This window comes from Streptomyces sp. SID3212 (assembly GCF_009865405.1).
Classification (GTDB): domain Bacteria; phylum Actinomycetota; class Actinomycetes; order Streptomycetales; family Streptomycetaceae; genus Streptomyces.
This window is the reverse complement of record NZ_WWJY01001241.1, coordinates 1-21,287: the sequence shown is the minus strand read 5'-3', so window position 1 is coordinate 21,287 and position 21,287 is coordinate 1. Positions and strand designations below refer to the sequence as shown.

19 protein-coding genes are annotated in these 21,287 nt (G+C 71.1%); 12 read left to right on the top strand and 7 right to left on the bottom strand.

From position 1 onward, the window contains the following. The first annotated feature begins 9 nt into the window (after nucleotides 1-9). The 6 genes from GT042_RS37350 to GT042_RS37325 all read left to right on the top strand — a co-directional run bounded on the left by GT042_RS37350 (nucleotide 10) and on the right by GT042_RS37325 (nucleotide 7,235). The gene (locus GT042_RS37350; RefSeq protein ID WP_237531577.1) at nucleotides 10-1,224 is read left to right on the top strand and encodes a sigma 54-interacting transcriptional regulator; all 1,215 of its coding nucleotides are present in this window, start codon (nucleotides 10-12) and stop codon (nucleotides 1,222-1,224) included. Nucleotides 1,225-1,526: 302 nt separating this feature from the next. Continuing rightward, on the top strand, nucleotides 1,527-2,738 hold the full coding sequence (locus GT042_RS37345; protein ID WP_161313107.1) for a VWA-like domain-containing protein: 1,212 nt from the start codon (nucleotides 1,527-1,529) through the stop codon (nucleotides 2,736-2,738). Between the two features lie 191 nt (nucleotides 2,739-2,929). Continuing rightward, nucleotides 2,930-3,400 (top strand): hypothetical protein, encoded by a 471-nt coding sequence (locus tag GT042_RS37340; protein WP_237531573.1) that lies wholly within the window; start codon nucleotides 2,930-2,932, stop codon nucleotides 3,398-3,400. Nucleotides 3,401-3,479: 79 nt separating this feature from the next. Beyond that, nucleotides 3,480-5,678, top strand: a complete 2,199-nt coding sequence (locus GT042_RS37335) for a glycoside hydrolase domain-containing protein (protein WP_161313105.1) — start codon at nucleotides 3,480-3,482, stop codon at nucleotides 5,676-5,678. Nucleotides 5,679-5,723: 45 nt separating this feature from the next. After that, nucleotides 5,724-6,404: a hypothetical protein gene (locus GT042_RS37330; RefSeq protein WP_161313104.1), complete on the top strand. Its 681-nt coding sequence runs from the start codon at nucleotides 5,724-5,726 to the stop codon at nucleotides 6,402-6,404. A gap of 231 nt (nucleotides 6,405-6,635) precedes the next feature. Continuing rightward, on the top strand, nucleotides 6,636-7,235 hold the full coding sequence (locus GT042_RS37325; protein WP_161313103.1) for a hypothetical protein: 600 nt from the start codon (nucleotides 6,636-6,638) through the stop codon (nucleotides 7,233-7,235). A 244-nt stretch (nucleotides 7,236-7,479) separates the two neighbouring features. Here the strand turns inward: GT042_RS37325 and GT042_RS37320 are convergent, their stop codons facing one another. Next, nucleotides 7,480-9,153 carry an esterase-like activity of phytase family protein gene (locus GT042_RS37320; RefSeq protein ID WP_161313102.1) on the bottom strand — a complete coding sequence of 558 codons (1,674 nt, stop codon included), beginning with the start codon at nucleotides 9,151-9,153 and terminating at the stop codon, nucleotides 7,480-7,482. A 262-nt stretch (nucleotides 9,154-9,415) separates the two neighbouring features. On the opposite strand from GT042_RS37320, the gene GT042_RS37315 reads away from it, so the two are divergent. Next, a complete protein-coding gene (locus GT042_RS37315) occupies nucleotides 9,416-10,954 on the top strand; it encodes a cryptochrome/photolyase family protein (RefSeq protein ID WP_161313101.1) in 1,539 nt (512 codons plus the stop codon). A gap of 66 nt (nucleotides 10,955-11,020) precedes the next feature. Here the strand turns inward: GT042_RS37315 and GT042_RS37310 are convergent, their stop codons facing one another. Continuing rightward, nucleotides 11,021-11,929, bottom strand: a complete 909-nt coding sequence (locus tag GT042_RS37310) for a DUF4232 domain-containing protein (RefSeq protein WP_161313100.1) — start codon at nucleotides 11,927-11,929, stop codon at nucleotides 11,021-11,023. Between the two features lie 301 nt (nucleotides 11,930-12,230). Between GT042_RS37310 and GT042_RS37305 the strand changes: the two genes are divergently transcribed. Both GT042_RS37305 and GT042_RS39775 read left to right on the top strand, forming a co-directional pair. Continuing rightward, on the top strand, nucleotides 12,231-12,854 hold the full coding sequence (locus GT042_RS37305) for a hypothetical protein (RefSeq protein WP_345944062.1): 624 nt from the start codon (nucleotides 12,231-12,233) through the stop codon (nucleotides 12,852-12,854). Beyond that, on the top strand, nucleotides 12,818-12,997 hold the full coding sequence (locus GT042_RS39775) for a hypothetical protein (protein ID WP_237531572.1): 180 nt from the start codon (nucleotides 12,818-12,820) through the stop codon (nucleotides 12,995-12,997). The genes GT042_RS37305 and GT042_RS39775 overlap by 37 nt, the downstream gene beginning before the upstream one ends. A gap of 29 nt (nucleotides 12,998-13,026) precedes the next feature. Here the strand turns inward: GT042_RS39775 and GT042_RS37300 are convergent, their stop codons facing one another. Beyond that, the gene (locus GT042_RS37300; protein ID WP_161313099.1) at nucleotides 13,027-14,628 is read right to left on the bottom strand and encodes a discoidin domain-containing protein; all 1,602 of its coding nucleotides are present in this window, start codon (nucleotides 14,626-14,628) and stop codon (nucleotides 13,027-13,029) included. Between the two features lie 388 nt (nucleotides 14,629-15,016). Between GT042_RS37300 and GT042_RS37295 the strand changes: the two genes are divergently transcribed. Further along, nucleotides 15,017-15,799 (top strand): polysaccharide deacetylase family protein, encoded by a 783-nt coding sequence (locus GT042_RS37295; protein WP_161313098.1) that lies wholly within the window; start codon nucleotides 15,017-15,019, stop codon nucleotides 15,797-15,799. A gap of 82 nt (nucleotides 15,800-15,881) precedes the next feature. On the opposite strand, the gene GT042_RS37290 is transcribed toward GT042_RS37295, so the two are convergent. Continuing rightward, nucleotides 15,882-16,631, bottom strand: a complete 750-nt coding sequence (locus GT042_RS37290; protein WP_345944061.1) for an NIPSNAP family protein — start codon at nucleotides 16,629-16,631, stop codon at nucleotides 15,882-15,884. Nucleotides 16,632-16,742: 111 nt separating this feature from the next. Here GT042_RS37290 and GT042_RS37285 point away from each other — a divergent pair, with 111 nt between their 5' ends. After that, nucleotides 16,743-17,753, top strand: coding sequence for a WYL domain-containing protein (locus GT042_RS37285; RefSeq protein ID WP_161313096.1), 1,011 nt, complete (start codon nucleotides 16,743-16,745; stop codon nucleotides 17,751-17,753). 53 nt (nucleotides 17,754-17,806) lie between these two features. Here the strand turns inward: GT042_RS37285 and GT042_RS37280 are convergent, their stop codons facing one another. Genes GT042_RS37280 through GT042_RS37270 form a run of 3 tightly spaced genes read right to left on the bottom strand, consistent with a single transcriptional unit; the run spans nucleotide 17,807 to nucleotide 20,173 of the window. Next, nucleotides 17,807-18,355, bottom strand: coding sequence for a nucleoside 2-deoxyribosyltransferase (locus tag GT042_RS37280; RefSeq protein ID WP_161313095.1), 549 nt, complete (start codon nucleotides 18,353-18,355; stop codon nucleotides 17,807-17,809). Beyond that, entirely contained in the window at nucleotides 18,352-19,146 is a 795-nt protein-coding gene (locus GT042_RS37275; RefSeq protein WP_161313094.1) for a class I SAM-dependent methyltransferase, read from the bottom strand. Before GT042_RS37275 ends, GT042_RS37280 begins: the two co-directional genes overlap by 4 nt. Before the next feature lie 19 nt (nucleotides 19,147-19,165). Then, nucleotides 19,166-20,173, bottom strand: coding sequence for a thymidylate synthase (locus GT042_RS37270; RefSeq protein WP_161313093.1), 1,008 nt, complete (start codon nucleotides 20,171-20,173; stop codon nucleotides 19,166-19,168). Between the two features lie 417 nt (nucleotides 20,174-20,590). On the opposite strand from GT042_RS37270, the gene GT042_RS37265 reads away from it, so the two are divergent. After that, nucleotides 20,591-21,287 (top strand): alcohol dehydrogenase catalytic domain-containing protein (locus GT042_RS37265; RefSeq protein ID WP_161313092.1); only part of this gene is annotated, 697 nt, incomplete at its 3' end.

The window sequence follows — 21,287 nt, the reverse complement described above, 5'->3', positions numbered from 1 at the left end:
CACCCCCAACTGGCCCTGGCCGAAGACCTCCTGGCCCTCCTCCGCACCACCACCACCGAGCCCCGCCCCGACGAGCAGCTCGAAGCGCTCACCCTCGCCGTCGCGGCCGACCTGCCCGTCCTGCTCTGGGGCGAGCCCGGCATCGGCAAGACCGCGGCCCTCACTCAACTCGCCTCCTCCCTCGACCTGCCGCTGACCACCGTGATCGCCAGCGTCCACGAGCCCACCGACTTCTCCGGGCTGCCCATCGTCGGCGACGACCCGGCCGTGCAAGGGGTGCCGATGGCACCGCCGCAGTGGGCGGTGGAACTCGTCCGCGCCGGACGGGGGTTGCTCTTCCTGGACGAACTCTCCACCGCCACCCCGGCCGTTCAGGCGGCCCTGCTCCGGGTCGTCCTGGAGCGGAAGGTCGGCGCGCTCCAACTGCCTTCCGACGTACGGATCGTGGCCGCGGCCAACCCCAGCGCGTCGGCGGCGGACGGGTGGGAGCTGAGTCCGCCGCTGGCCAACCGGTTCGTGCACTTGTACTGGGTGCACGACCGGGAGGTCGTGGTACGCGGGCTGGGCGGGGTCTGGCCCCGGGCCGAACTGCCCCGGCTGGTGCCCGAGTGCCTGCCGGAGGCGGTGGCCTTCGCCCGGCGTGCGGTCTGCGGATTCCTGGAAGCCCGGCCGACGCTCATCCACCGGCTGCCCAGCACGGAGACCCGGCGCGGCGGCGCCTGGCCCTCGCCCCGCAGCTGGGAGGCCGCGCTGGCCCTGCTGGCCTTCGGTACGGCGGCCTCCGTCTCCCGGGAGGTCCTGGCCCTGCTGATCCGGGGCACGGTCGGCGACGGACCCGGGCTCGAACTCCTCGCCCACCTCGACCGGATGGACCTCCCGGACCCGGAGTCCCTGCTCGCCGACCCGGCCTCCGCCGAGCTTCCGGTACGGGGCGATCTGCGCCAGGCCGCGCTGGAGGCGGTGGTGGCGGCCGTCGGGGCGCGGCCCGAGAGGGCGAGGTGGGACGCGGGCTGGGCGGTGCTGGTACGGGCGCTGGAGACCGGCGCCCCGGACCTCCTCGTCGCCCCCGCGACGGCGCTGGCCTCGCTGCGGCGCGACGAGTGGGAAGTGCCGGAGGCGGTGGAACGGCTGGTCGGTGTGATCGGTGTGGCCCGGCGCGCGGACCGTTCGGTGGTACGGGCAGTGGCGGCGGACGCCGGTCGCGAGACAGGGGTACGCCGATGACGGGGCCCGCGCGGCACCCCCGCCCCGAGTTTCGCCCCGAGTCCCGCCCCGAACCCCGCCCCCACTCCCGCCCGCGCCCGCTGTCCCACCCCGTGCCGCGCCCCGCGCCACCCCGCCCGGTGCGGGCCACCGTACCGACGCCACTGCCCGACCCCCGGTCTCCGTACAACAACCGGACCGGCCCCGGACAGAAACCCGGACAACGCCCCGTACAGCGCTCCGGACAGGAGCGCCGCCAGGGCCCCCGACAGGAGCCCCGCCAGGGACCCGGCCAGGAGCCCCGCCACGAACCCGGACTCCCCCTGGACACCGAGAAGTTGCTGGCCGCCCGCCTCCACGCCGTGAAGGTCCGCCCCTACCTGGCGAGCGCGCTCTTCGCCCTGCACGTGGTGGAGGACCGGTCGGTGCCGACGATGGCCGTCGACGCGCACTGGCGCTGCTACGTCTCCCCCGGCTTCGTCGCGCGCATGCCGGTGGAGGAGCTGGCGGGCGCCTGGGTGCACGAGGTCTCCCACCTCCTCCGGGACCACCACGGGCGCGGCGAGCGGTACGCGCGGGAGCGCGAGGAGTACGGGCCTGGCCGGCGGCTGCGCCGTAACATCGCCGCCGACTTCGAGATCAACGACGACATCTACGGCGACGGCCTGCCCCGGCCCACCGGCGCGGTGCTGCCTTCCCTCCTGGGGATGCCCGAGGGGCTGTTGATGGAGGAGTACCTGCGGCGGTCGTCCATGTCGGGGCTCACCGGGGACCTGGCGTGGCTGGACTGCGGCAGTGGTGCCGACGGCCAGGTCCGGCCGTGGGAGCTGGGCCCCGACGGGGCGCACGGGCTGAGCAGGCAGCAGCGCGACGCGGTACGTTTCCGGGTCGCCGAGGGGATCAGGGGCCGGCCGGGCGACGCCCCGGAGGGGTGGCGCCGGTGGGCGGACGTGGCGTTCCAACCCCCGCAGCCCTGGCGGCGGTTGCTGGGGTCGGCGATCCGTTCGGCGGCGACCGGGCCCGGGGTGGGCGAGAACCACAGCTACCGCCGTCCGTCCCGGCGCTCGGCCGGGGTGCCCGGTGTGCTCCTGCCGGGCCTGCGTCGTACACCACCCCGGGTCTGCGTCGTGATCGACACCTCGGGGTCGGTGAGCGACGCCGAACTGGGCAGCGCGCTGCTGGAAGTCGCGGCGATCTCGCGGGCGGTGGGCGGACGGCGTGACCTGGTCTCGGTGATCTCCTGCGACGCGGCGGCCGGGATCGCCGTCCCGCTCTGCCGCGCCGGGAACGTCGAACTGATCGGCGGCGGAGGCACGGACCTCCGCTCGGGCTTCGCCCGCGCACTCCGCTCCCGCCCCCGCCCTGACGTGATTGTCGCCCTGACGGACGGCCAGACCCCGTGGCCCACCGCCCCGCCCCCTTGCCGCACGGTGGTGGGCCTCTTCCCCCGCCCCACCCTCGCCACCGACGAGGAAGAGCCCGCCTACATCCCGGACACCCCACCGTCCTGGGCCCACGTCGTCACCATCAACTGAGAAAGACGCGCACGGATCATTTCGTCTCCACCACCTCTCCCTTGACCCAGGGTTTGCCGAGAGAGGCAAACCGTGGAGAACAAGAAGCGGCCCCCGCAGACTGTCTTTCGCAGAAGGAACAAGGAACAAGGAACAAGAACGAGAAGGCCAAAAGGCCCAAGGGTCCGAGGTCGAAACAGACAGGGAAATCCATGAAAATCCGCTCCGCCGTACTGGCTCTCGCCGCCGCCGGAACACTGGTCCTCACTCAAGCCACCGCGGCCGGTGCCGCCGACGGCAGGCAGCTGGCAACCGACACCGTTGGCCCGAGCGACGGCCAGTCGTGGAAGTGCACCTCCGGCAGTGCCAACGGCCAGGCGTGTTTCGCCCCGCTGGGCGAGTGGTTCCGGATCAGGGACACGTGGGCGGACGGATTCCCGGTGGTCATTCAGTGGAAATTCTTCGACGACGAGGTGAGCCCCACCGGGGCGGTCGTGCGTCAAGGAACGATCTGGAACAGGTCCGGAGAGGCGGCCGGGTGGCTCTACGTCAACAAGACATTCCCGGAGTCCGTGCCGGGAATCACCCTCAAGTCCGTTCAATTCCGGGCCTGTTCGGGCGACTACGCCACGGACAGCATCAGCGAGGGCACCTGCTCCGACTGGAGAATCGAAGCCCCTTAGCCTCTGTGGCCCCCGGCCTCCCGGCCGGGGGCCGGCCTGTTCGTTCCTCTCTTCGCCGCCGGATGTCAGGAGACAGTTCGTGGCCGACGAAATGGTCAGTCTTGCCCAGAGGTTTGTGAACACGACCTACAGCAATGGTGCGAAGCTCGGCATATCCAAGCTGAGCGAGGACGGGGTCCCGGGCTGGAACACGATGTACGCGCTGACCCGCGCGCTCCAGTACGAAATGGGAATCACGTCCCTCTCGGACTCCTTCGGCCCCACCACCCTTTCGACGCTGACGACGAAGTACGGAAAGCTGGACGCGACCACCATGCCTTCCGCGGCCCTGTGCCGGATCATCCAGTCCGCCCTGTACTGCAAGGGGTACGACGGCGGTGTGATCGACGGGACGTACAACTCCCGGGTGCAGGCGGCCGTGGTGAAGTTGAACCAGGACATGGGCCTGAGTGCCACGTATCCCGGCAGTTCCCTGTGGCCGAAGGTCGTCAAGGGCCTGTTGACCATGGACGCCTACGTCACCACCCCCCAGGGGTCGAGCGCCATCCGCTCCATTCAGCAGTGGCTGAACGGCCGGTACATCCAGCGCAGGGATTTCTACGCCATGCCCTGTGACGGTCACCATTCCCGCGACGTCGCCAAGTCGATGCTGTTGGCGGTCCAGTACGAGCTGGGCATGGCGGACGGCACAGCGACCGGGGTCTTCGGCCCCGGCACCCAGTCCGGCCTGAGGTCGCACACGGTCTCGTCCGGCACCACGGGCACGTGGGCGCAGCTCTTCACCGCGGCGATGATCCTCAACAGGCGGAGTGTCGCCTTCGGAAGCTTCACAGCCGAGGTCAGGGCGGCGGTGGAGAGCTTCCAGTCGTTCTCCAAGCTCCCCGTCACAGGGCTCGGCGATTTCCAGACCTGGGCCTCCCTGCTCGTCTCCTACGGCGACCAGACCCGCAAGGGCACGGCGTGCGACGGCGTCACGAAGATCACGCCGGCGCGCGCCCAGGCGCTGAAGAGCGCCGGCTACCAGTACATCGGCCGGTACCTCTTCAACCCGTCCACCACGAGTCTGCCGGAGAAGCAGATCCAGCCGGGTGAGCTCGCCACCATCAAGGAGTACGGGCTGCGGTGCTTCCCGATCTTCCAGACGACGAGCCGTTCCGCGGACTACTTCACTCATGCCCAAGGCGCCAGCGACGCGTTCAGGGCGATCGAATGGGCCCGGCATCACGGCTTCAAGCCCGGCACGATCATCTATTTCGCGGTCGACTACGACGCGGTGGACGGGGAGGTCGGCCAGTACATCCTTCCGCACTTCCGCAGTGTCGCGCAGACCCTCTACGAGAGCTCCAAGTACGGCGTGGGCGTCTACGGTCCGCGCAACGTCTGCCAGCGTGTGGCGGACGCCGGGTACGCGACGGCGAGTTTTGTGTCGGACATGTCCAGCGGGTTCTCCGGCAACCTGGGCTATCCGCTGCCGTCCAACTGGGCGTTCGACCAGATCGCCACGATCACGGTCGGCTCCGGCAGCGGTTTCATCGAGATCGACAACAACATCGTCTCGGGCCGTGACACCGGGCAGGGCGACTTCGACGCGGGAGCGTACACCGACGGGCTGGACACCGACCTGAACAAGGCCGCGTACAGGGACCCGATGCTGACGGACGTCAGGAACTACCTGACCTCGATCGGAGTCCCGGAGACCGGCGGCGAGGGCTGGACTCCCGACAAGGACTGGGTCACGCTGGGCGGCATCTCCACCACCAACGCGTTCGACTTCGTCCTGACCGCGGACTGGTTGTTCACGTCACTGGCGCGGGAGCTCAGACTCCGCAAGGCCCTGATCCAGGCACCGGTCCTGTGGGAGCTGCGCAAACTGAATCCCCTGGACTTCGCGGCCGACGAGGCGGTCAGGCGCGGGCTGGACGACGATTGCAGCACCGGCTGGGGGCAGATCTTCGCGTGGGTGGCCATCAAGGCCCGCAACTACTGCGTGCAGCAGGGCATCATCAATGGACCGGTGTTGCCGGAGGGTGATCTGCGGCCGGTGTGGGACGCGCTCCAGGAGACGTCGTACAACATCCGGACGGCCGCCTACCTCACGGTCTACAACGCCCATCAACTGGGCATCGCCAGGCCGACTCCGACCACCAGCCTGGCCGACACCCAGGCGCTGCTGGCCCGGTACAACGGGACCACGGCAGAGGCCCAGCAGTACGGTCGCGAGCTGATCGGGCTCTACAACGTACTGGAGCACTACAACCTGCTGTCACGCAGCGCGTGAGGCCGGTTCCTCATTCCGTGAGTCCATGAGCAAGGGAGTCGAGGCGTGCAGAACGAGATGGCGAGACGGGCCGCGCTGAAGGGCGCGGCGGCGATCGGTGCCGCGGTGGCGACAAGCTCCTTCCTGCCGGCCGTGGCCGCCGCCGCGGCACCGGCGAAGCCGGGGAAACCACCGACATCGGCGAACGGGTGGCCCATCGAGAGCAGGGCGAACCACGTCTCGACGGTGTGGACACGTCCCGTGGCGGGCACGGGGCTCGGGGTCGACGTCCGGATCGGCGACGTGGAACTGATCCTGGTCCATGTGATCCGCCGCTTCCACTACGAGATCGAGCGGATCCAGCGGATCGACCTGGCGGGCTGGCAGGCGATCGGCACGCTTAGCAGGCGTCTTCCCGAGTCCAACCTCGCGTCCGGCACGGCGGTACGGCTCCGGCCCGGGGCAGCCGCGAAGGGCGGGCTCTTCCCTCTCCAGGAAGAGGTCCTGCGGGACATCCTCGCCGACTGCGGGGGTGTCGTGCGCTGGGGCGGCGACGACATCGAGGTGGACGAGTCGCTGTTCTACCTCGACGCGGGCCCCGACGACAGCCGGGTGAGCGGGACCGCCGAGGTGCTTCGCCGCTGGCAGGCGACCCCCGGCGCGGGTGCGGGCGCGGAGGTGGACATCCGGTCCGCGGCCCGGCGCGGGCGCGCCGACCGGCTGGCCCGGGTCCAGCGCTCCGCCTGACACGGGCGAAACCGCGCGGCTTCCCGACTGGGTCGCCGGCCATTCGGCCGGCTCCCTTCGGCGCATTCCACAGGAGGACCGACTTCGTTTCGCTGCCTTATCGAAACAAATCACTCACGGGTTGACCATTACTGTACTCGGCGCCAAGGCGCCCGCAATGGAATCGGGCTGCCCGTTTTCGTGGTAGAGTCTTGATGGGTTTATAGGACGCCGCGAAAAAAGGGGAATGGCGTGAATACCGAGAAGGTTACGGCTCGACGTCTTACGGCCGAAGAGGTTTCGGAGTTGGGCCTCCAAGACAGCATCTTTGTTTCGGCGGAGATGGATGGTCTTCCTCTCGACTGCTATGCCCCGGCTTTCCTGACAGAGCCGGGTAAGAATTTTGAGGGAGGCTCCTTCACCGCGAGGACGGTATTCGGTGAGGAGCGCCACATCCTCCCGGACAACGCCGAGGAGCGCGGGATCTGGGTCGCGGACAAGACGGGGGAGGAGATCGAGGTCCTCCAGAGCGCCGGTGTTCTCCTGAACCTCGCCCTCTTCGTGCCCAACGGCACCAAGGAGTCCCTGGACGCGCTCTACTCCGCCGCGCGGGACGCGTTCGGTGTGGGAGTCGTCCAGCGCTGGAGCGAGGAAGTCGCCGCGGTGCCCGACGTCAAGGTCGACCTGTTCGAGGAGCCGGCCCGCGGCCGCAAGGGCACGAGCACCCAGAACCGCGACCGCCGCGCCCTGGACATCTACCCGACCCGTGTGCGGTTCCTGGAGCCCAGCGACGGCTGGAAGTTTGTCGTCGAACCGCACAAGGAGGTCGTCGACGAAACGCCGACGATCTGATCCGACGGCCGCCGAGAGGCAGCCCTCCGGTTGAGCGCCTTCTGCCGCGGCTCACCGAAACGCCCGGCCGGGACTTCCCGGCCGGGCGTTTTGTGTGGCATGAGATCCCTGCCGGCGAGTTCCCCGTAATGGGCTCCGCGCCGTAATGCGGGATCGATATCCGTTCGCGCCATTCCGCGAGTGAATTGCCAGCCGGTCCGGAATTCTCCCCGCCGGGCGTTCGGTGTTCGGCGTTCAGCGTTCGTCAGCGGACGCGGACCGTCACCTTCACCGTCTTCAGGACCGCCGGCAGCTTTGTCGTGTCGACCTTCAGGATTTCCGCGTTGTCCGTACGGCCCGTCGGCGGCAGGACCTTCTGGTGGATGGTCCACCTGCCGTCCGGGTCGACCGCGATGGTGTCGATGCCGAAGTCGTCGTCGTTCGAGAGGTACAGCGTCTTGCCGCCGTCGGCGGTCGCGACGCCCTCCACCTTGTCGTGGGCGAAGAACGTGCCCGTGGGGTCGAGCTGGCTCACCAGCGTCCCCACGTTGAGATACGGCTGCTTCTGCGCGACGTGGACGTCGGCGCCGGTGAGCGCGGCGAGCGCCGCGTTGGTGCCGGCCGCCCCCACGAACGCCTCGGGCGACTTGCCGCCGATCGTCAGGCCGCTGACGTCCGTGGCGCCGTTGAGGTCGACCTCGTACAGCGTCTTCTGCGCGAACGGCTCGAAATTGCCGTCACGTTCGTCGATGAGGAACTTCGTGCCGGACAGCGCGGTGATCTCGCTGTTCGCGCTCCCCGTCGTCCCCGGGTTGTCCAGCAGGTACAGGTACTGCTTGGACTGGTACGTCCGCAGGTTGACCGTGACGATCCGCGCGGGCGCGACACCGGCCGCCTTCGTGCTGCCGAGGTCCGGCTGCTGGAGCGCCGACTGCATGATCCCCACCAGCGTCGACCCGTCCGGCGTGACCGTCAGGCCCTCCATGCCCTTGTTCTTGACCCGGTTGGCCAGCTCGGCCGGCAAATACCCGACGATCTTGTGGGACGCGTTGTCCGGGCTGTTCCTGTACGGGGTCAGCCGGCCCAGCTCGTACCCCTTCGCGTCGAAGTGCGTGATGTACGGCCCGTACTCGTCCGAGACCCAGAACGTGCCGTCGGGCAGCGCCACCAGGCCCTCGGAGTCGTAGCCGTACGCGTCTCTGGCGACAGGGGTGGGCGTTCCGCCGTTGGCGTTGGTCGCGTCGACGTCGCTGATCACCTCGCTGGTGTCGTGCGGCGGACGGCCGCTGTACTTCACACCGCCGAGGTTCTTCGGCCCCTTCAGTGTGACCTGCCTGACCAGCCGCGCCTTGCCGTCGACCAGCTTGAACTCGCCGATCTGCGGGGTGAAGTCGGTGAGCATCTCGGACTTGTTGCCGTCCGGGCCGTCCGCGTTCGGGCCCCGGTCGGTGAGGCCGTAGAAGTGGCCCGCCTTGCCCGGCACCGGGGCGAGCGACGAGCCGAAGCCCTCGCCGGAGATCTTGGTGGTGGTGCCGTTCGGCCCGGCGACCTCCTTGAGCGGCGGCAGGGGGGCGCCGTTCGCGTCGGCGTCCTTGAACAGCCGCACCGCGTCGGTCGTCGTGTACGTGAAGGTGTCCGTACCCGTGAAGCCGGACTTCGGTGTGTACGTGAACGCGCCGTCCGCGCCGACCGTCACCGTACCGTCGGACGGATCGGTGTGCCGTACGACGGCGGTGGCGCCGGAGTCGTTCCGCAGGACGTTTCCGGTCACCTTGCCGTGCCCGGAGAAGGAGTCGGCGACCGCGCCGAAGTCGTGGGACGGGCCGGACAGCCAGCCGGTGGCCTGGGCCGCGACGGTGCCCGCGCCGACGACGGCGACGGTGGCGCCGATGGCGAGGGCGATCCGGGTGCGTTTGCGAGAGAAGGGGCTCGAAGTCATGGCTTGAACCTCGCGCTCGCCGGTGAACGCCGGGCCGACGGCGGGGTGAGCCCGGGTGAACCCACGGTTCGAAATGGCCGGTCCGGTCCCCGTACGTACGCCCGTCGGCGGGCGACGGGTCGCGGACGGGCGTACGGAGTGTCGGCGGCGGGCGCCGCGCGCGGCCTGACAGGCTGGGGCGCGGGGTGCGGCCGTCAGCCGTCAGCCGTCAGCCGGCATCCGTCGGTCAGCGGCCGCGAGCCGGAGAGGTGGGTGGTACGTCGTGACACCACGCCCCCACTGGCTCTTCGGCGACCAGCTCGGCCCGCACTTCCTCGACCCGCGCCACGGCGGCCCCGACGCCGACGCCCCCCTGATCATGATCGAGGCGCGCTCGGTACTGCGCCGGCGCCGCTTCCACCGCGCCAAGGCCCACCTGATCCTCTCGGCGATGCGGCACCGCGCGGCGGAACTCGGCGACCGGGTCACGTACATCCGCGCCGAGACGTACGCGGAGGGCCTCGAACGAGCCCTCGGGCAGGCCCTCGGGAACCAGGCGTCCCACCGCCGCCCCCGGCTGACGGTCCGCCACCCCACCTCCCGCCGGGCCCTGGACTTCGCCGCCGCGCGGGAGGACGTGGAGATCCTGCCCGCGCGGGGCTTCCTGGTGAGCCACGACGACTTCGCCGAGTGGGCCGGCCGGGGCGGCGGGAAGGGTCTGCGGCTGGAGGGCTTCTACCGCTGGGTACGGGAACGGCACGACCTGCTCATGGACGGCGACGAGCCCGCCGGCGGGCGGTGGAACCTGGACCACGACAACCGCGAGCCTCCGCCGCGCGGACAGCCGACCCTGCCTCTCCGGGGCCCGTGGCGGCCCCGCGAGGACGCCGTCGACGACGAGGTCCGCCACGACCTGGACCGCTGGGAGCGCGACGGCGACGTCTCCTTCGTCGGCCGGGACGGACCACGCCGCTTCCCCGTCACGCGCCGCGAGGCGCTGTCCGCGCTGCGGCGGTTCGTCACCCACCGGCTCCCGGACTTCGGCCGTTACGAGGACGCCATGCTCGCCGCCGACCCGGTGATGAGCCACAGCCTGCTGTCCGTACCCCTGAACCTCGGTCTCCTGGACCCGGCGGAATGCGTGGAGCGTGCGGAGCGGGCGTACCGTACCGGGGCCGCGCCCCTCAACAGCGTCGAGGGCTTCGTACGGCAGATCGCGGGCTGGCGGGAGTACGTCTGGCATCTGTACTGGCACTTCGGCGAGGACTACCGCCACCGGAACACACTGCGCCACACCACCCCGCTGCCGGACTGGTTCCTGGACCTGGACGCGGACGCGGTCACGGCCAACTGCCTGTCCACGGTGCTCGGTCAGGTACGGGACACGGGCTGGACCCACCACATCCCCCGCCTGATGGTCCTGGGCAGCCGCGCCCTCCAGGACGGCTGGGACCCGGCGGCGGTCACCGACTGGTTCCACCGCTGCTTCGTGGACGGCTACGACTGGGTCATGCTCCCCAACGTCGTCGGCATGTCGCAGTACGCGGACGGCGGCCTGATGACGACGAAGCCGTACACCTCCGGCGGCGCGTACATCAACAAGATGAGCGACCTGTGCGCCCCCTGCGCCTACACCCCCACCCACCGCACGGGCCCCCAGGCCTGCCCGTACACGACGGGCTACTGGTCCTTCCTCCACCGCCACCGCCCCCGCCTGTCCACCAACCCCCGCACCGCCCAGGCGGTCAAGGGCCTGGACCGCCTGAAAGACCTCCCGGAACTCCTCAACACAACAAAACAACGAGGCAACACACCCCCCTGACCGCCCCTGACGGGACCTTCTCAGATGGCGGGGGGCTGGATCGTGTGTGCGTGTGTGCGTGGGGGGCTACCGGGTCTCCGTCTTCTTCCACGGTCGGACGCCGAGCTTGCCGGTGGTTCCGAGGTCGAGGCCTGGGGTCACCATGACCGGGGCGGCGCCGGGTTTTGCGTGGATTCTTACGTACGGGACGTTGACGGGCGTGCCCGACTGGGTGGTGTTGCGCCACACCAGGTTGGCGCTAGCCGACTCGCCGGGCTTGAGGGTGATGGGGCGGGGCTGCTCGTCGGGGCCGGCGCCGGTGGTGATTTCGCTGCTGCCCTTGAGGATCCTGATGCCGGTGACGGGCTTGTGGTTCTTGTCCAGGAGTTCCAGCGACGGGTAGCCCTCGACGGTGTAGGTGCCGGTGCCGCAGTTGTCCAGGTGCAGGCCCACGACGCGCAGTCCCATGGCCGCCTCGCCCTCGTCGGTGTTGACCCGGATCCCGGAGGCGGGGCAGGTGCCCGGCTCGGCCGGTGCCTCGGCGGCGGGGACCTTGAGCACCTGGGACACCTTGGCCCCGGTCACCAGCGGCGCGGAGGACGGCAGTTGATCGGCCTGGATCGTGCCCCGCGCGGTCTTCCCGGGGGCGAGGTCGCGTACGGACACGTTCTTGTTGCCCATGGACCCGCCGTCACTGCTCGTGAAGGTGAAGATGACCGAGTAGGTCAGGGCCTCGGTGCCGTCGTTGGTGACCTCGTAGGCGGCGGAGATCGCCGAGTCCCCGGGGCCGGTGAACGAGGTGATCCGTACCCCGTCCATGCCCGGATCGGTGACCGGCGTAGGGGTCGGCGATCCGGCGGCGCCCGCACCGGCGCTCCCGGCGCCCACGCTCTCCGACCCGCAGGCCGCGAGCAGCGGGCCGATCACGGCGAGGGCCACCAGGAGGGGCGCGGTCGCGGCGAGGCGCGGGCGGAGAGGGGCGGGTCGTCGGCTCATCCGGTCATCTTCATCGGGGAGTTGGCCCCGCGCGCGTGGCGGAGGTCACACTTCGGGTCACAGGGCTGTCACAAGCAGGGGAGGAGGAGGCGGGGGCGGTGGTGGCTGTTGTCGAACGTCCCGGAATGTTGTGGTGGGCGGTGGCGACCCGGTGGTCCACTGTCCCGATGGATGACTGGACCTGGCTGGGACCACCCCTGGACGTCCGACCGCTTTTCCCTGTCGAGCGAGGTGCCCTCGTGGACCTGCTGGCGGCGCTAGGGCGTGTCCGACTGTCTGCCCCGGCTGGACCGTGCGGGACGTGGCCGGCCACGTCCTGCACGACTACGTCCGGCGCCTGTCGGCGGGCCGTGACCGGTACCCCGGACCGGAGTTCGGGTCCGACGAGACCCTGCCGGCCTTCCTGGCGCGGACCAACGAGGACTTCGTCCGCACGGCGCGGCAGATCAGCCCTCGCTTGCTGATCGACCTTCTGGCCCATCTGGGAGCTCAGTTGGACGTCGAATGGTCGGGCCGGGAGATGGACGGCCCCGCCGGGGTGGACGTGGCCTGGGCGGCACCCGGCCTGGACGCACCGGCCTGGCTCGACGTCGCGCGCGAATACTCGGAGTTGTGGGTCCACCAGCAGCAGATCCGCGACGCGGTGGGCCGTCCCGGCGCCACCGCGCCGCGACTGCTCCACCCCGTACTCGACACGTTCCTGCGCGCCCTTCCCCAGACCCTGCGCCGGACCCCGTCGCCGTGGGCACGACGGTTCGCGTACGGGTGCCCGGTCCCGCCGGCGGCCGGTGGACCGCCGCACGCCGTGCCGACCGCTGGACGCTGGACCACCGCGATACTCCGGCCTCGGCGGCAGGCGCAGGCGCGGGCGCCGGCGCGGACACTGAGGTGGGCGCCCACGCCGACGCGGACGCGGAGGTGGTGATCGACGCCGACACCCTGTGGCGCCTGGCCACCCGGGGCATCACCGTGCGGACAGCCCACGGCCGGGCGGCCACGCACGGGGACACGACCTTGTCGGACGCGGCGCTGGAGATCGTCTCCATCGTCTGGGAGCCGGGCCCCTGAGCAGCCCGGACCGGCTGCCCCGGAGCGGCTCAGGAGGTACGGAGGTACTCCGCCAGCTTGCCCAGGAGACGGGCGGCGCTGTCCAAGCCCTGCGCGGTGTCCGTCAGATCGGCGGCGAGGAGCTTCTCGCGCGGACCGCCTTCCTGCTCGCCCGGATCGTCGGACCCCGGTCCGGGAACGGTCGTACCCCGGTATCCGGTGGGGGACTCTCCGGCCGCCCCGTAGTAGCCGATGAAGTCGGCGGCGGTGGCTGAGGGAGCCTTGTCGGCGCCCGCGAGGAGCTGGACCTGGCTGAGCTGGATCTCGTCGCCGCCCGCGTTGCCGGTGATGCGGAGCCGGTAGTGGCGGTACGACGTGATGTTGGCGAAGACGAAGTCCCTCGTCTCGAAGCGGTGGGTGAAGCCTTCGCCGGTACGGGTGTCGAGCGTCGTCCACGTACCGCCGTCGTGCGAGGCCTGGAGCTGCCAGTTCCGGGGATCGCGGTCCGCGCAGTCGTTGGCGGTGGTCAGACGGTACGACGCGACGGCGGCCGGGCTCCGGAGGGTGAAGTCCAGTTCGGCGGTGTTGTCGTGCACCAGCCACTTGCTCCGGGACCTGCGGAGCAGGTTCCGCGCGATCTCCCCGCCGGCCTCGAACTCGTCGCTCGCCTCGACACGGATGATCGTGTCCGTGACGTCGCGCAGTTCGCCGGGCGGCGTGGCGGCGCCGGTGCCCGCCGTCGGGACGGCGGCGGTCAGGGTCACCGAGGCCGCGTTCCCCCGCCGGTCGGTCCAGGTCACCCGCTCGACGGGCGCCCCCCGGCCGTCGTCGAGCAGGATGCGCAGCTCACCGGAGGGACGCCAGTCGCCGGCCCGCCCCTCCTCGGTGGAGAAGCGGTGCAGCGGCCCGTTCGTGGTGCCGTCGGGGTAGGCCCAGCGGTCGGTGAGCACACCCCGGAACTCACCGAGCGCGCCGTCGGCGGATCGGTGGTGTCCGTGGAAGCCGGACATGTCGGTCCGTAGTGCTATCGCCGTTTCCGCGCCGTCCGACCCGCGCCAGGAGAGCTGCGCGGGGACCGCCCGGTCGCCCCGGTCGAGGTGGAAGAGCAGGCGCGAAGCGGGCTGCCACACGGCGGAGTCGAGCGGGCGCTGCTCGGTGTCGAAGGCGAAGACCGACCGCGTGCTCGCCCTGGCCGCCAGGGCGCGCCGGGCACGGCCGATGTCCTCGGCGGGGTCCACGGTGACGGCGGTCACCCGGAGCAGGCCCTTCTCGCCGGCGGGGCTCCGTATCTCCAGGAGGTTGTCGCCGGGCGTCAGCAGTTCGCCCGGGAGGGACAGGACCCTGTCGACGGACACGTCCGTGCCCAGGGGAGCGTCGTGCCCGCCGGCCTCGGCGAACGTCACTCCCTGCGCCACCGTCTTGCCGTTGAGCAGCACGTCCATGGGAACGCTCGCGCCGAGGGTCGTCACGGTGAGGACCGCCTCGGCGGCTTCCCCGCGTCCCTCCGTCGGCGTCACGGCGAAGTCCAGCTTGATGTACCCGTCGGAGCCCACCGCGAGGTGCGAAGGCGCGACCCCGCACCGGTGGTACCCCACGACGGCGTTCGACAGCTGCGCCGGAGTGGTGGAGAAATCCGCGAAGACCGGTTCCATGAGCGTCCCTCAGTAAGCGAGCAGGCGTGGTGCGCTGACGATCCGTGGACACCCTCCGTCCCCGGATACCCAAAAGCTACCGGCACCCACTGACAACGCCCCGAGGCGCCGGCCGGGGCAGGGTGGCCAGGGCGGTCCGGGCGGTCCGGCCGGTCCGGACGGCGAGGGCGGCCAAGGCGGCCAGGACCACCGGGGGCGGCCAGGGCGGCCAGGACCGCCGGGGCGGCCGACGGTCTGTCGCGGCCTTCCTCCGTTTGTCGCCGGGCCCCTGCGGGTTTGTCTGTGATCGGTAACACAGGGAGCCTGCCGGCCCGTTCGTATGTCCTCCTGGGTGCACCGCATCGGCGGAGTCGGCAGACGGACACGGCAAAGGCAAGGGCGGGCGGACATGGCGCGGCACAAGCGAATGGGATGGCACAGCCGGGTTCTCGCGGCGGCGCTCGGGGTGACAGCGGCGGCCGTCGCCGCCTCGATGTGGACCGTGCAGGCCGCCCCCGCCGTCGCGTCGAAGCCGCAGGCGCGGGTGTCGGCGCCGGACGCCGGGGCCCAGGACCGGACCGTGACCAAGGTGGCGGCCGAGATCGCGCACGCCTCGGACCACGGGCCCCAGGGCGTCAACATCACCATCGACGACGGACCGGACCCGGCCTGGACACCGCAGGTGCTGCAACTGCTCAAGGAAAACCATGTGAAGGCCACGTTCTGCATGGTGGGCACGCAGGCCGAGGCGTACCCGGACCTGGTCAAGGACGTCGTGGCGGCCGGGCACCGGCTCTGCAACCACACCGTCTCGCACGACACCACCATGGACACCAAGTCCGAGGCCTACCAGTCCCAGCAGATCCTGGACGCCGAACGCATGATCACCGAGGCGTCCGGGGGCGTACGGCCGCAGTACTACCGTGCTCCGGGCGGCGCCTTCACCCCGTACAGCCGGCAGCTCGCCGCGTCCCGGGGGATGCGTCCGCTGGGCTGGAACGTCGACTCCAAGGACTTCGAACGCCCCGGCGTGGACACGATGGTCGCCACCGTCCAGAGGGAGATCACCGAAGGTCCGACCGTCCTCTTCCACGACGCGGGCGGCGACCGCTCCCAGACCGTGGCGGCCCTGGGCGAGGTGCTGCCCTGGCTGCGGGAGCAGGGGTACTCCTTCGGTTTCCCCGTACGGTGAACGCGGCCCGGGCGCGGTGACGCCCGCCCTTCCCGCCCTTCCCGCCGTCCTCCCTTCCCCCCGTCCCCCCGTCCCCCCGTCCTCAACGGATGAGTGAGCGGACTGTGGGCGCCAGCCGCAGGAGTTGGGGAGCCGCGATCCGCGCCTGCTCGACGGCCGGAAGAATCTCGTTCCGTACGAGGGGATGGGCCGCCGTGTCGGCGAGGTGGCGGCGGTGGGCATCCTCGTCCGGGTACGAGGTGAGGACCGCGACGACGTTCTCCCCGGTACGGACCGGGAGCCGCGGGAAGGTGTTGGCGGCCGGCTCCGTGGTGAGGACCGCGAAGGGGGCGGGGCCCGTCCGCCGGAGGACGGGGACGAGGCCGTCCTGGATCAGGGCGCTGCCGTCGTGGCTGCCCGGAGGGACGTACCACAGCGCGGCGGCCACGAACCGTTCCGGTGCCTCGGCGCCTGCCTCCCGCCGCCGGGACGGATCCCTCGGGAAGACGCACCCGGCCGGTGAGGGCCGCAGCAGCAGGACGTTGTCGGAATCGACCATGGTGGCGTTGGCCCGGGGGCCGTGCGCGGCCCAGACCGGCCCGTCGTAGAAGGCCGACAGCGCCTCCCGCCGGGCCTCCATGTCCGTGAAACCCCGCAGCCAGACAAAACGGTCCGGGTGGTCGAGGTCGCGGAACTGGCCGAGGACGATCATCCCCGTCTCTTCCTGCGTTTCGACGAACTCCCGCTCGAACAGCTCGATCAGCTCGTCCCGGCAGCCGGGGCGCAGGGTGTACTGGCGCAGCTCGATGACGGTGGGGCGGCGGACGGGCTCGGTTCTGGACACACTGGACACAGCGGAATCCGTTCTTCGACGTACGTCGTGCGGCCGGTCGGCCCGGCCCGTCCACGACCGTAGGACCCGGGTGCGCCAGGGCATGTCAGTGTTCCGGAGCAGAATCGACGGATGTCCGCCGACCGGTTGCTGCTGACGCTGCTCCTGCTCCAGACCCGTGGCCGCATGTCGGCGCGCCGGCTGGCCGACGAGTTGGGGGTGTCCGTACGTACGGCCTACCGCGACCTGGACCGCCTGCGGGCCACCGGGGTCCCGGTCTACGCCGAGCAGGGCCGTACCGGCGGCTATCAGCTGCTCGACGGTTACCGCACCCGCCTCACCGGGTTGAGCGAGGGCGAGGCCAGGGCGCTGTTCCTCACCGGGCTCCCCGCGCCCGCCGCCGATCTCGGGCTCGCCGGGGAAGTGGCCGCGACCCGCCTGAAGTTGCTGGCCGCGCTGCCCGCCGCCCTGCGCGACGAGGCGACGCGGGCGGACGCGGTGTTCCACCTGGACGCTCCGGGCTGGTACGGGGAGGCCGAGGCGACTCCGTATCTGCCCCTGCTGGTGGACGCGGTGTTCGGCCGGCGGGCGGTGGACGTGCGGTACCGCCGGTGGCGCGAACCGCAGGAGGTGGAGCGCCGGTTGTGTCCGTACGGCCTGGTGCTCAAGTCCGGCACTTGGTACGTGGTGGCCGCGGCGGGGCCCCGTACCGCCACGTACCGGATCAGCCAGATCCTCGACGCGGCGTTGAGCGACGAGCGCTTCGAACGGCCGGAGGACTTCGTCCTGAGTGACTACTGGTCGTCCTACCTGGACGACTTCGCATCGCGCCGCTACACGGGCACCGCCACCGTCCGGCTGTCCCCGAGGGGCCGCGAGCGGCTGGCCGCCAACGTGCCACCCGAGGTGGTACGGGCGTTCGCCGCCACCGCGACACCGGTCGGCGCCGACGGCTGGACGGAGGCGGTCATCCCGACGGAGAGCACCGAACACGCACGCGGCGAACTGCTACGACTCGGCACCGACGTCGAGGTCGTCGGACCGGAAGAACTGCGCCGCGCCATGGCCGACGCGGCGCGCGCCCTCGCGCGGACCTACGGTGACGTCGGCCCCGGCGGGACGGAGGCGACGCAAGGTGCCTGAACGTCCGGCCGGCGCCCCCGGTCGGCGCGCGACAGGCGCGGCCCACGCCGCTGTCAGGCGATGTCGGCCCGGGCGGCCCGCTCGGTCCGGTCGGCCCGCTCGGCCAGGCGGTTTACGGTGTCGATGACTTGGGTGACCAGGGACTCCGTGGCTCCGACCGTCAGGTAGGTGACGTCGGCGACCGTGTGGAGGCCGCGTACCAGGAAGGCGTAGTCCTTGTCCTCTTCGAGGAGGAGGACGATCGGTTTGCGCAGGGCGGAGGCCCAGCCGATCTCGATGTGGGTGCCGGGTGAGGCGGGGCTGCCGGGGAACGCGACGAAGACCGTACTGGCCGAGATCTCGTCGTAGTCCAGGCGCGTGCACTCGTCGGGTGTGAGGAACTTCGCGCCCCACGACTCGCGGCGGTGGGCGTTGTGGACCTCGTAACCCTCCTTCTCCAGGCGGTCGATGACCGCTTCGATACGGGTCCGCGCCTCGGTGTCCATCGTGCCGTCGGCATCGACCAGGGCCTTGAAGGGGCCGCCCAGGAAGACGCTGCGGGTTCCGCGCGAGGGGGTGGTGGTGCCGGTGGTTGGGCTGGTGGTTGTCGCTGGGGTGGTCATTGTTTTGCTCCTGTGACGATGAGGAAGGGGGGCCGGGTCGCTTCCGCCGGGTGGTCGCCGGCCGGGGTGGGCAGCCGGGACGGATCCGTGAGTACGGGCTCCTCGGCGCGCAGGTCCGTGAAGCCGGCCTCCCCGAGCACGTCGAGGTAGGTCTCGCGCGGCCAGTGGTGGTCGACCAGTTCCAGCGGCGGGGCTCCGCCCGGCTGGTCGAGGAGGACCTGCCGGCGTTCGCCCGCGCGGTAGGTACGGCCCGGCTCCCCGCTCCGGAAGGTGGAGAAGCGGACGCCCGTGGTGGCGGGGTTGGTGTCGAGCACCGCGTAACGGGCGCCTGGCCGCAGGACGCGGTGGATCTCCGTGGCGATCTCGCGCAGGACGGCGAGTTCGCCGACGTTGATGAAGACGTAGCACGACAGGGCCGCGTCCACGGAGTCGTCGGCGAGCGACAGCAGCTTGCCGCTGTCGATCTGCTGGTAGTCGACGCGCGGGTGCGCGCGCCGGGAGCGCGCGATGTCCAGCATGCGCGGGGCGATGTCCGCCGCCACGACGCGGACCTCCTCGGACGCCGCGACGATGCGTGCCGCGACCTTCCCCGGCCCGCAGCCGTAGTCGAGGACGGTGCGCACCCCGGGCGAGCCGATGCCCACCGCGCCGAAGACGGCCGGGTAGCCGATCAGGCGCTCGGGGAGGTCGTCGTACGCGTCGAAACCGTCGGCGATGCCGGCGGTTTCCTTCCACTGGGTGCTGGAGGGGGAGGGGGAGAGGGAGTTGGTGGTGTTGGTGTCGGGAATCATCCGGGAGCCTTTCCGGCTGTCAGACGGCTGCGGGCGTGGGGGTGGAGACCGCTCCGGGCCAACGCTCTTCGACCAGGCGCCGGTACATCGGCGACAGCCTGCTCAACTGCTCCTCGCCGACCCGCTCCTTGCCGCGGATCCGCCGGTGGATCTCGAACAGGTCGACGACCTGCGTCCAGTACGGCGGCAGGCCGAGCGCGTCCACGCCCGTACCGTCGTCGGCGAACCTGTGGCGGCCGAGGCGCAACCGCTCCTCCACGGCGAGGACTTCACGTACCCAGGGCCAGTTGTCGCCCGTCGGCATGGCGGGGAACTCCCACGGCGGCGCCTCGCCGGAGGCCGGATCCGCCAGCACCTCCAGCGCGCGGTCGTGGTCCGGGTCGTACAGGTGGAGTGAGCCCACCTGGTGGACGTACGAGCCGACAGGGACGCCGAGTTCCCTCGCGAGCATCTCCTGGAGGAAGGTGAAGGAGAAGACGTCACTGGTCATGCCCCGGTAGACGTCGTTGGCCCGCATGAAGGCGACCGCGTGCAGGGCGCCCTCGCGCAGGAGGAACTGGAGGCCGAGGGTGCAGGAGACGTCCGGGTTGGCGAGTACGGCCAGTTCCTCGCCGCGGAAGATCTGGATGACGGCCCGCTTGGAGTCGGGGTCCTCGCGGAGGGTCTCCACGACGAGCGGCCACTGGTCGGGGCGGCCGTCGGCGGCACCGAAGAGCGCGCGGCCGTAGGCGGTTCCGGTCAGGCGGCGCCCGTCGGCTGAGTACTTGCTGATGCTGGGGGCGTAGTACGCGATGAAGTCGAGGTCGTCCCGGCCCGACAAGTACCACAGCGACTCGGCGAAGTTGAAGACGATGTTGACGCGTCGGGCGGGCACGAACGCCACCCGCTGGTCGGCCCGCGCGAGCCGGTAGCGCACGCCGAGCTGTTCGCGACTGGCGTGGCCCCGGGGCGCGTTGCGGTACGCGGGCTCGTCGATCAGCCACCGCAGCAGGTGCGGGTACGCCTGATGGAAGGTTTCGAAGTCCACGGATCCGCTCCGTTTTCTGGTGCCGGTGATCCTTTGGTGATCCTTTTGTCTGGAACGTACTGTCCGGGACGGGGCCCGGCCCGGGGCCCGTTCGGCTCCGGTTTGCGGGAGATTGGGCGGCGGGATCGGCAAAGGTGCTGGTCAGGGTGGTACGGAGGGCCGGTGAGGGCGGGCTCACGGGCCTGGGGAGCCGGGGTGTACGGGAGGTGGTCACCCGTCCTACGGGTGAATCCGAATCGGGGCGGCGGGAGGAACGCGCAGGTCAGGGCCGGGAGAAACGTCAATGCGCCGCCGCGTGGGCCGCGAAGGGGGTGCGGCCGTGTGAGGATCCGGGCCGGGGCCGGTCCGCTCGTTCCGGCTTCCGGTTTCCGGATTCCGGCGGGCAGGTGGGCACGTAGGCAGCTTTGGGAGGCGTTCGTGACCGGCGAGGTGATGCGCGTGGCCGTGCTGCGCGCTCTGGGCGGACCGCTGGAGCTGGAGACCAGGCCGCGCCCGGTTCCCGGCCCGGGACAGGTGTTGATCCGCGTACGTGCTGCCGGTCTGTGTCACACGGACCTGCACCTCGTCGACGGTTCGGCCGTCACCCCACCGCTGCCCCTCGTCCTCGGCCATGAGATCGCCGGGGAGGTCGTAACGGTCGGTGCGAGCCCGAGCCCGAGCCCGGGTACGGGCCCAGGCCCCGGTACGAACTCGCGTACCGAGCCCGGCGACCGCGTCCTCGCCTACTACTACGAAGGCTGCCGCACCTGCGCCTGGTGCGCCGAGGGTTCCGAGAACCTCTGCCCGCGCCCGGCGGCGAAGGTCGGCTTCGACTCCGACGGCGGCCTCGCGGAGTACTACCTGGCCAGTGCCCGCAGCCTCGTGCCGATCGCCGATTCCGTCCCCTTCGCCGAAGCCGCCGTCCTCGGCTGTTCCGGCACCACCGCCGTCCGGGTCGTACGGTCCGTCGCCCGCGTCGCCCCGGACGAGACCGTCGTGGTCGTCGGGGCCGGCGGCGTCGGCCTCTCCGTGATCCAGGTCGCGGTGGCCGACGGGGCCCGGATCCTCGCGATCGATCCCCACGGACCGAGCCGCGAGCAGGCCCTGGCCTTCGGCGCCGCCGGCGCTCTCGACC

Bases quoted from the DNA above. Each gene is read 5' to 3' on its own strand.
- GT042_RS37340 (WP_237531573.1), top strand. From the start codon at position 2,930: ATGAAAATCCGCTCCGCCGTACTGGCTCTCGCCGCCGCCGGAACACTG.
- GT042_RS37320 (WP_161313102.1), bottom strand. From the start codon at position 9,153: ATGACTTCGAGCCCCTTCTCTCGCAAACGCACCCGGATCGCCCTCGCC.
- GT042_RS37310 (WP_161313100.1), bottom strand. From the start codon at position 11,929: ATGAGCCGACGACCCGCCCCTCTCCGCCCGCGCCTCGCCGCGACCGCG.
- GT042_RS37300 (WP_161313099.1), bottom strand. From the start codon at position 14,628: ATGGAACCGGTCTTCGCGGATTTCTCCACCACTCCGGCGCAGCTGTCG.
- GT042_RS37295 (WP_161313098.1), top strand. From the start codon at position 15,017: ATGGCGCGGCACAAGCGAATGGGATGGCACAGCCGGGTTCTCGCGGCG.
- GT042_RS37285 (WP_161313096.1), top strand. From the start codon at position 16,743: ATGTCCGCCGACCGGTTGCTGCTGACGCTGCTCCTGCTCCAGACCCGT.
- GT042_RS37280 (WP_161313095.1), bottom strand. From the start codon at position 18,355: ATGACCACCCCAGCGACAACCACCAGCCCAACCACCGGCACCACCACC.
- GT042_RS37275 (WP_161313094.1), bottom strand. From the start codon at position 19,146: ATGATTCCCGACACCAACACCACCAACTCCCTCTCCCCCTCCCCCTCC.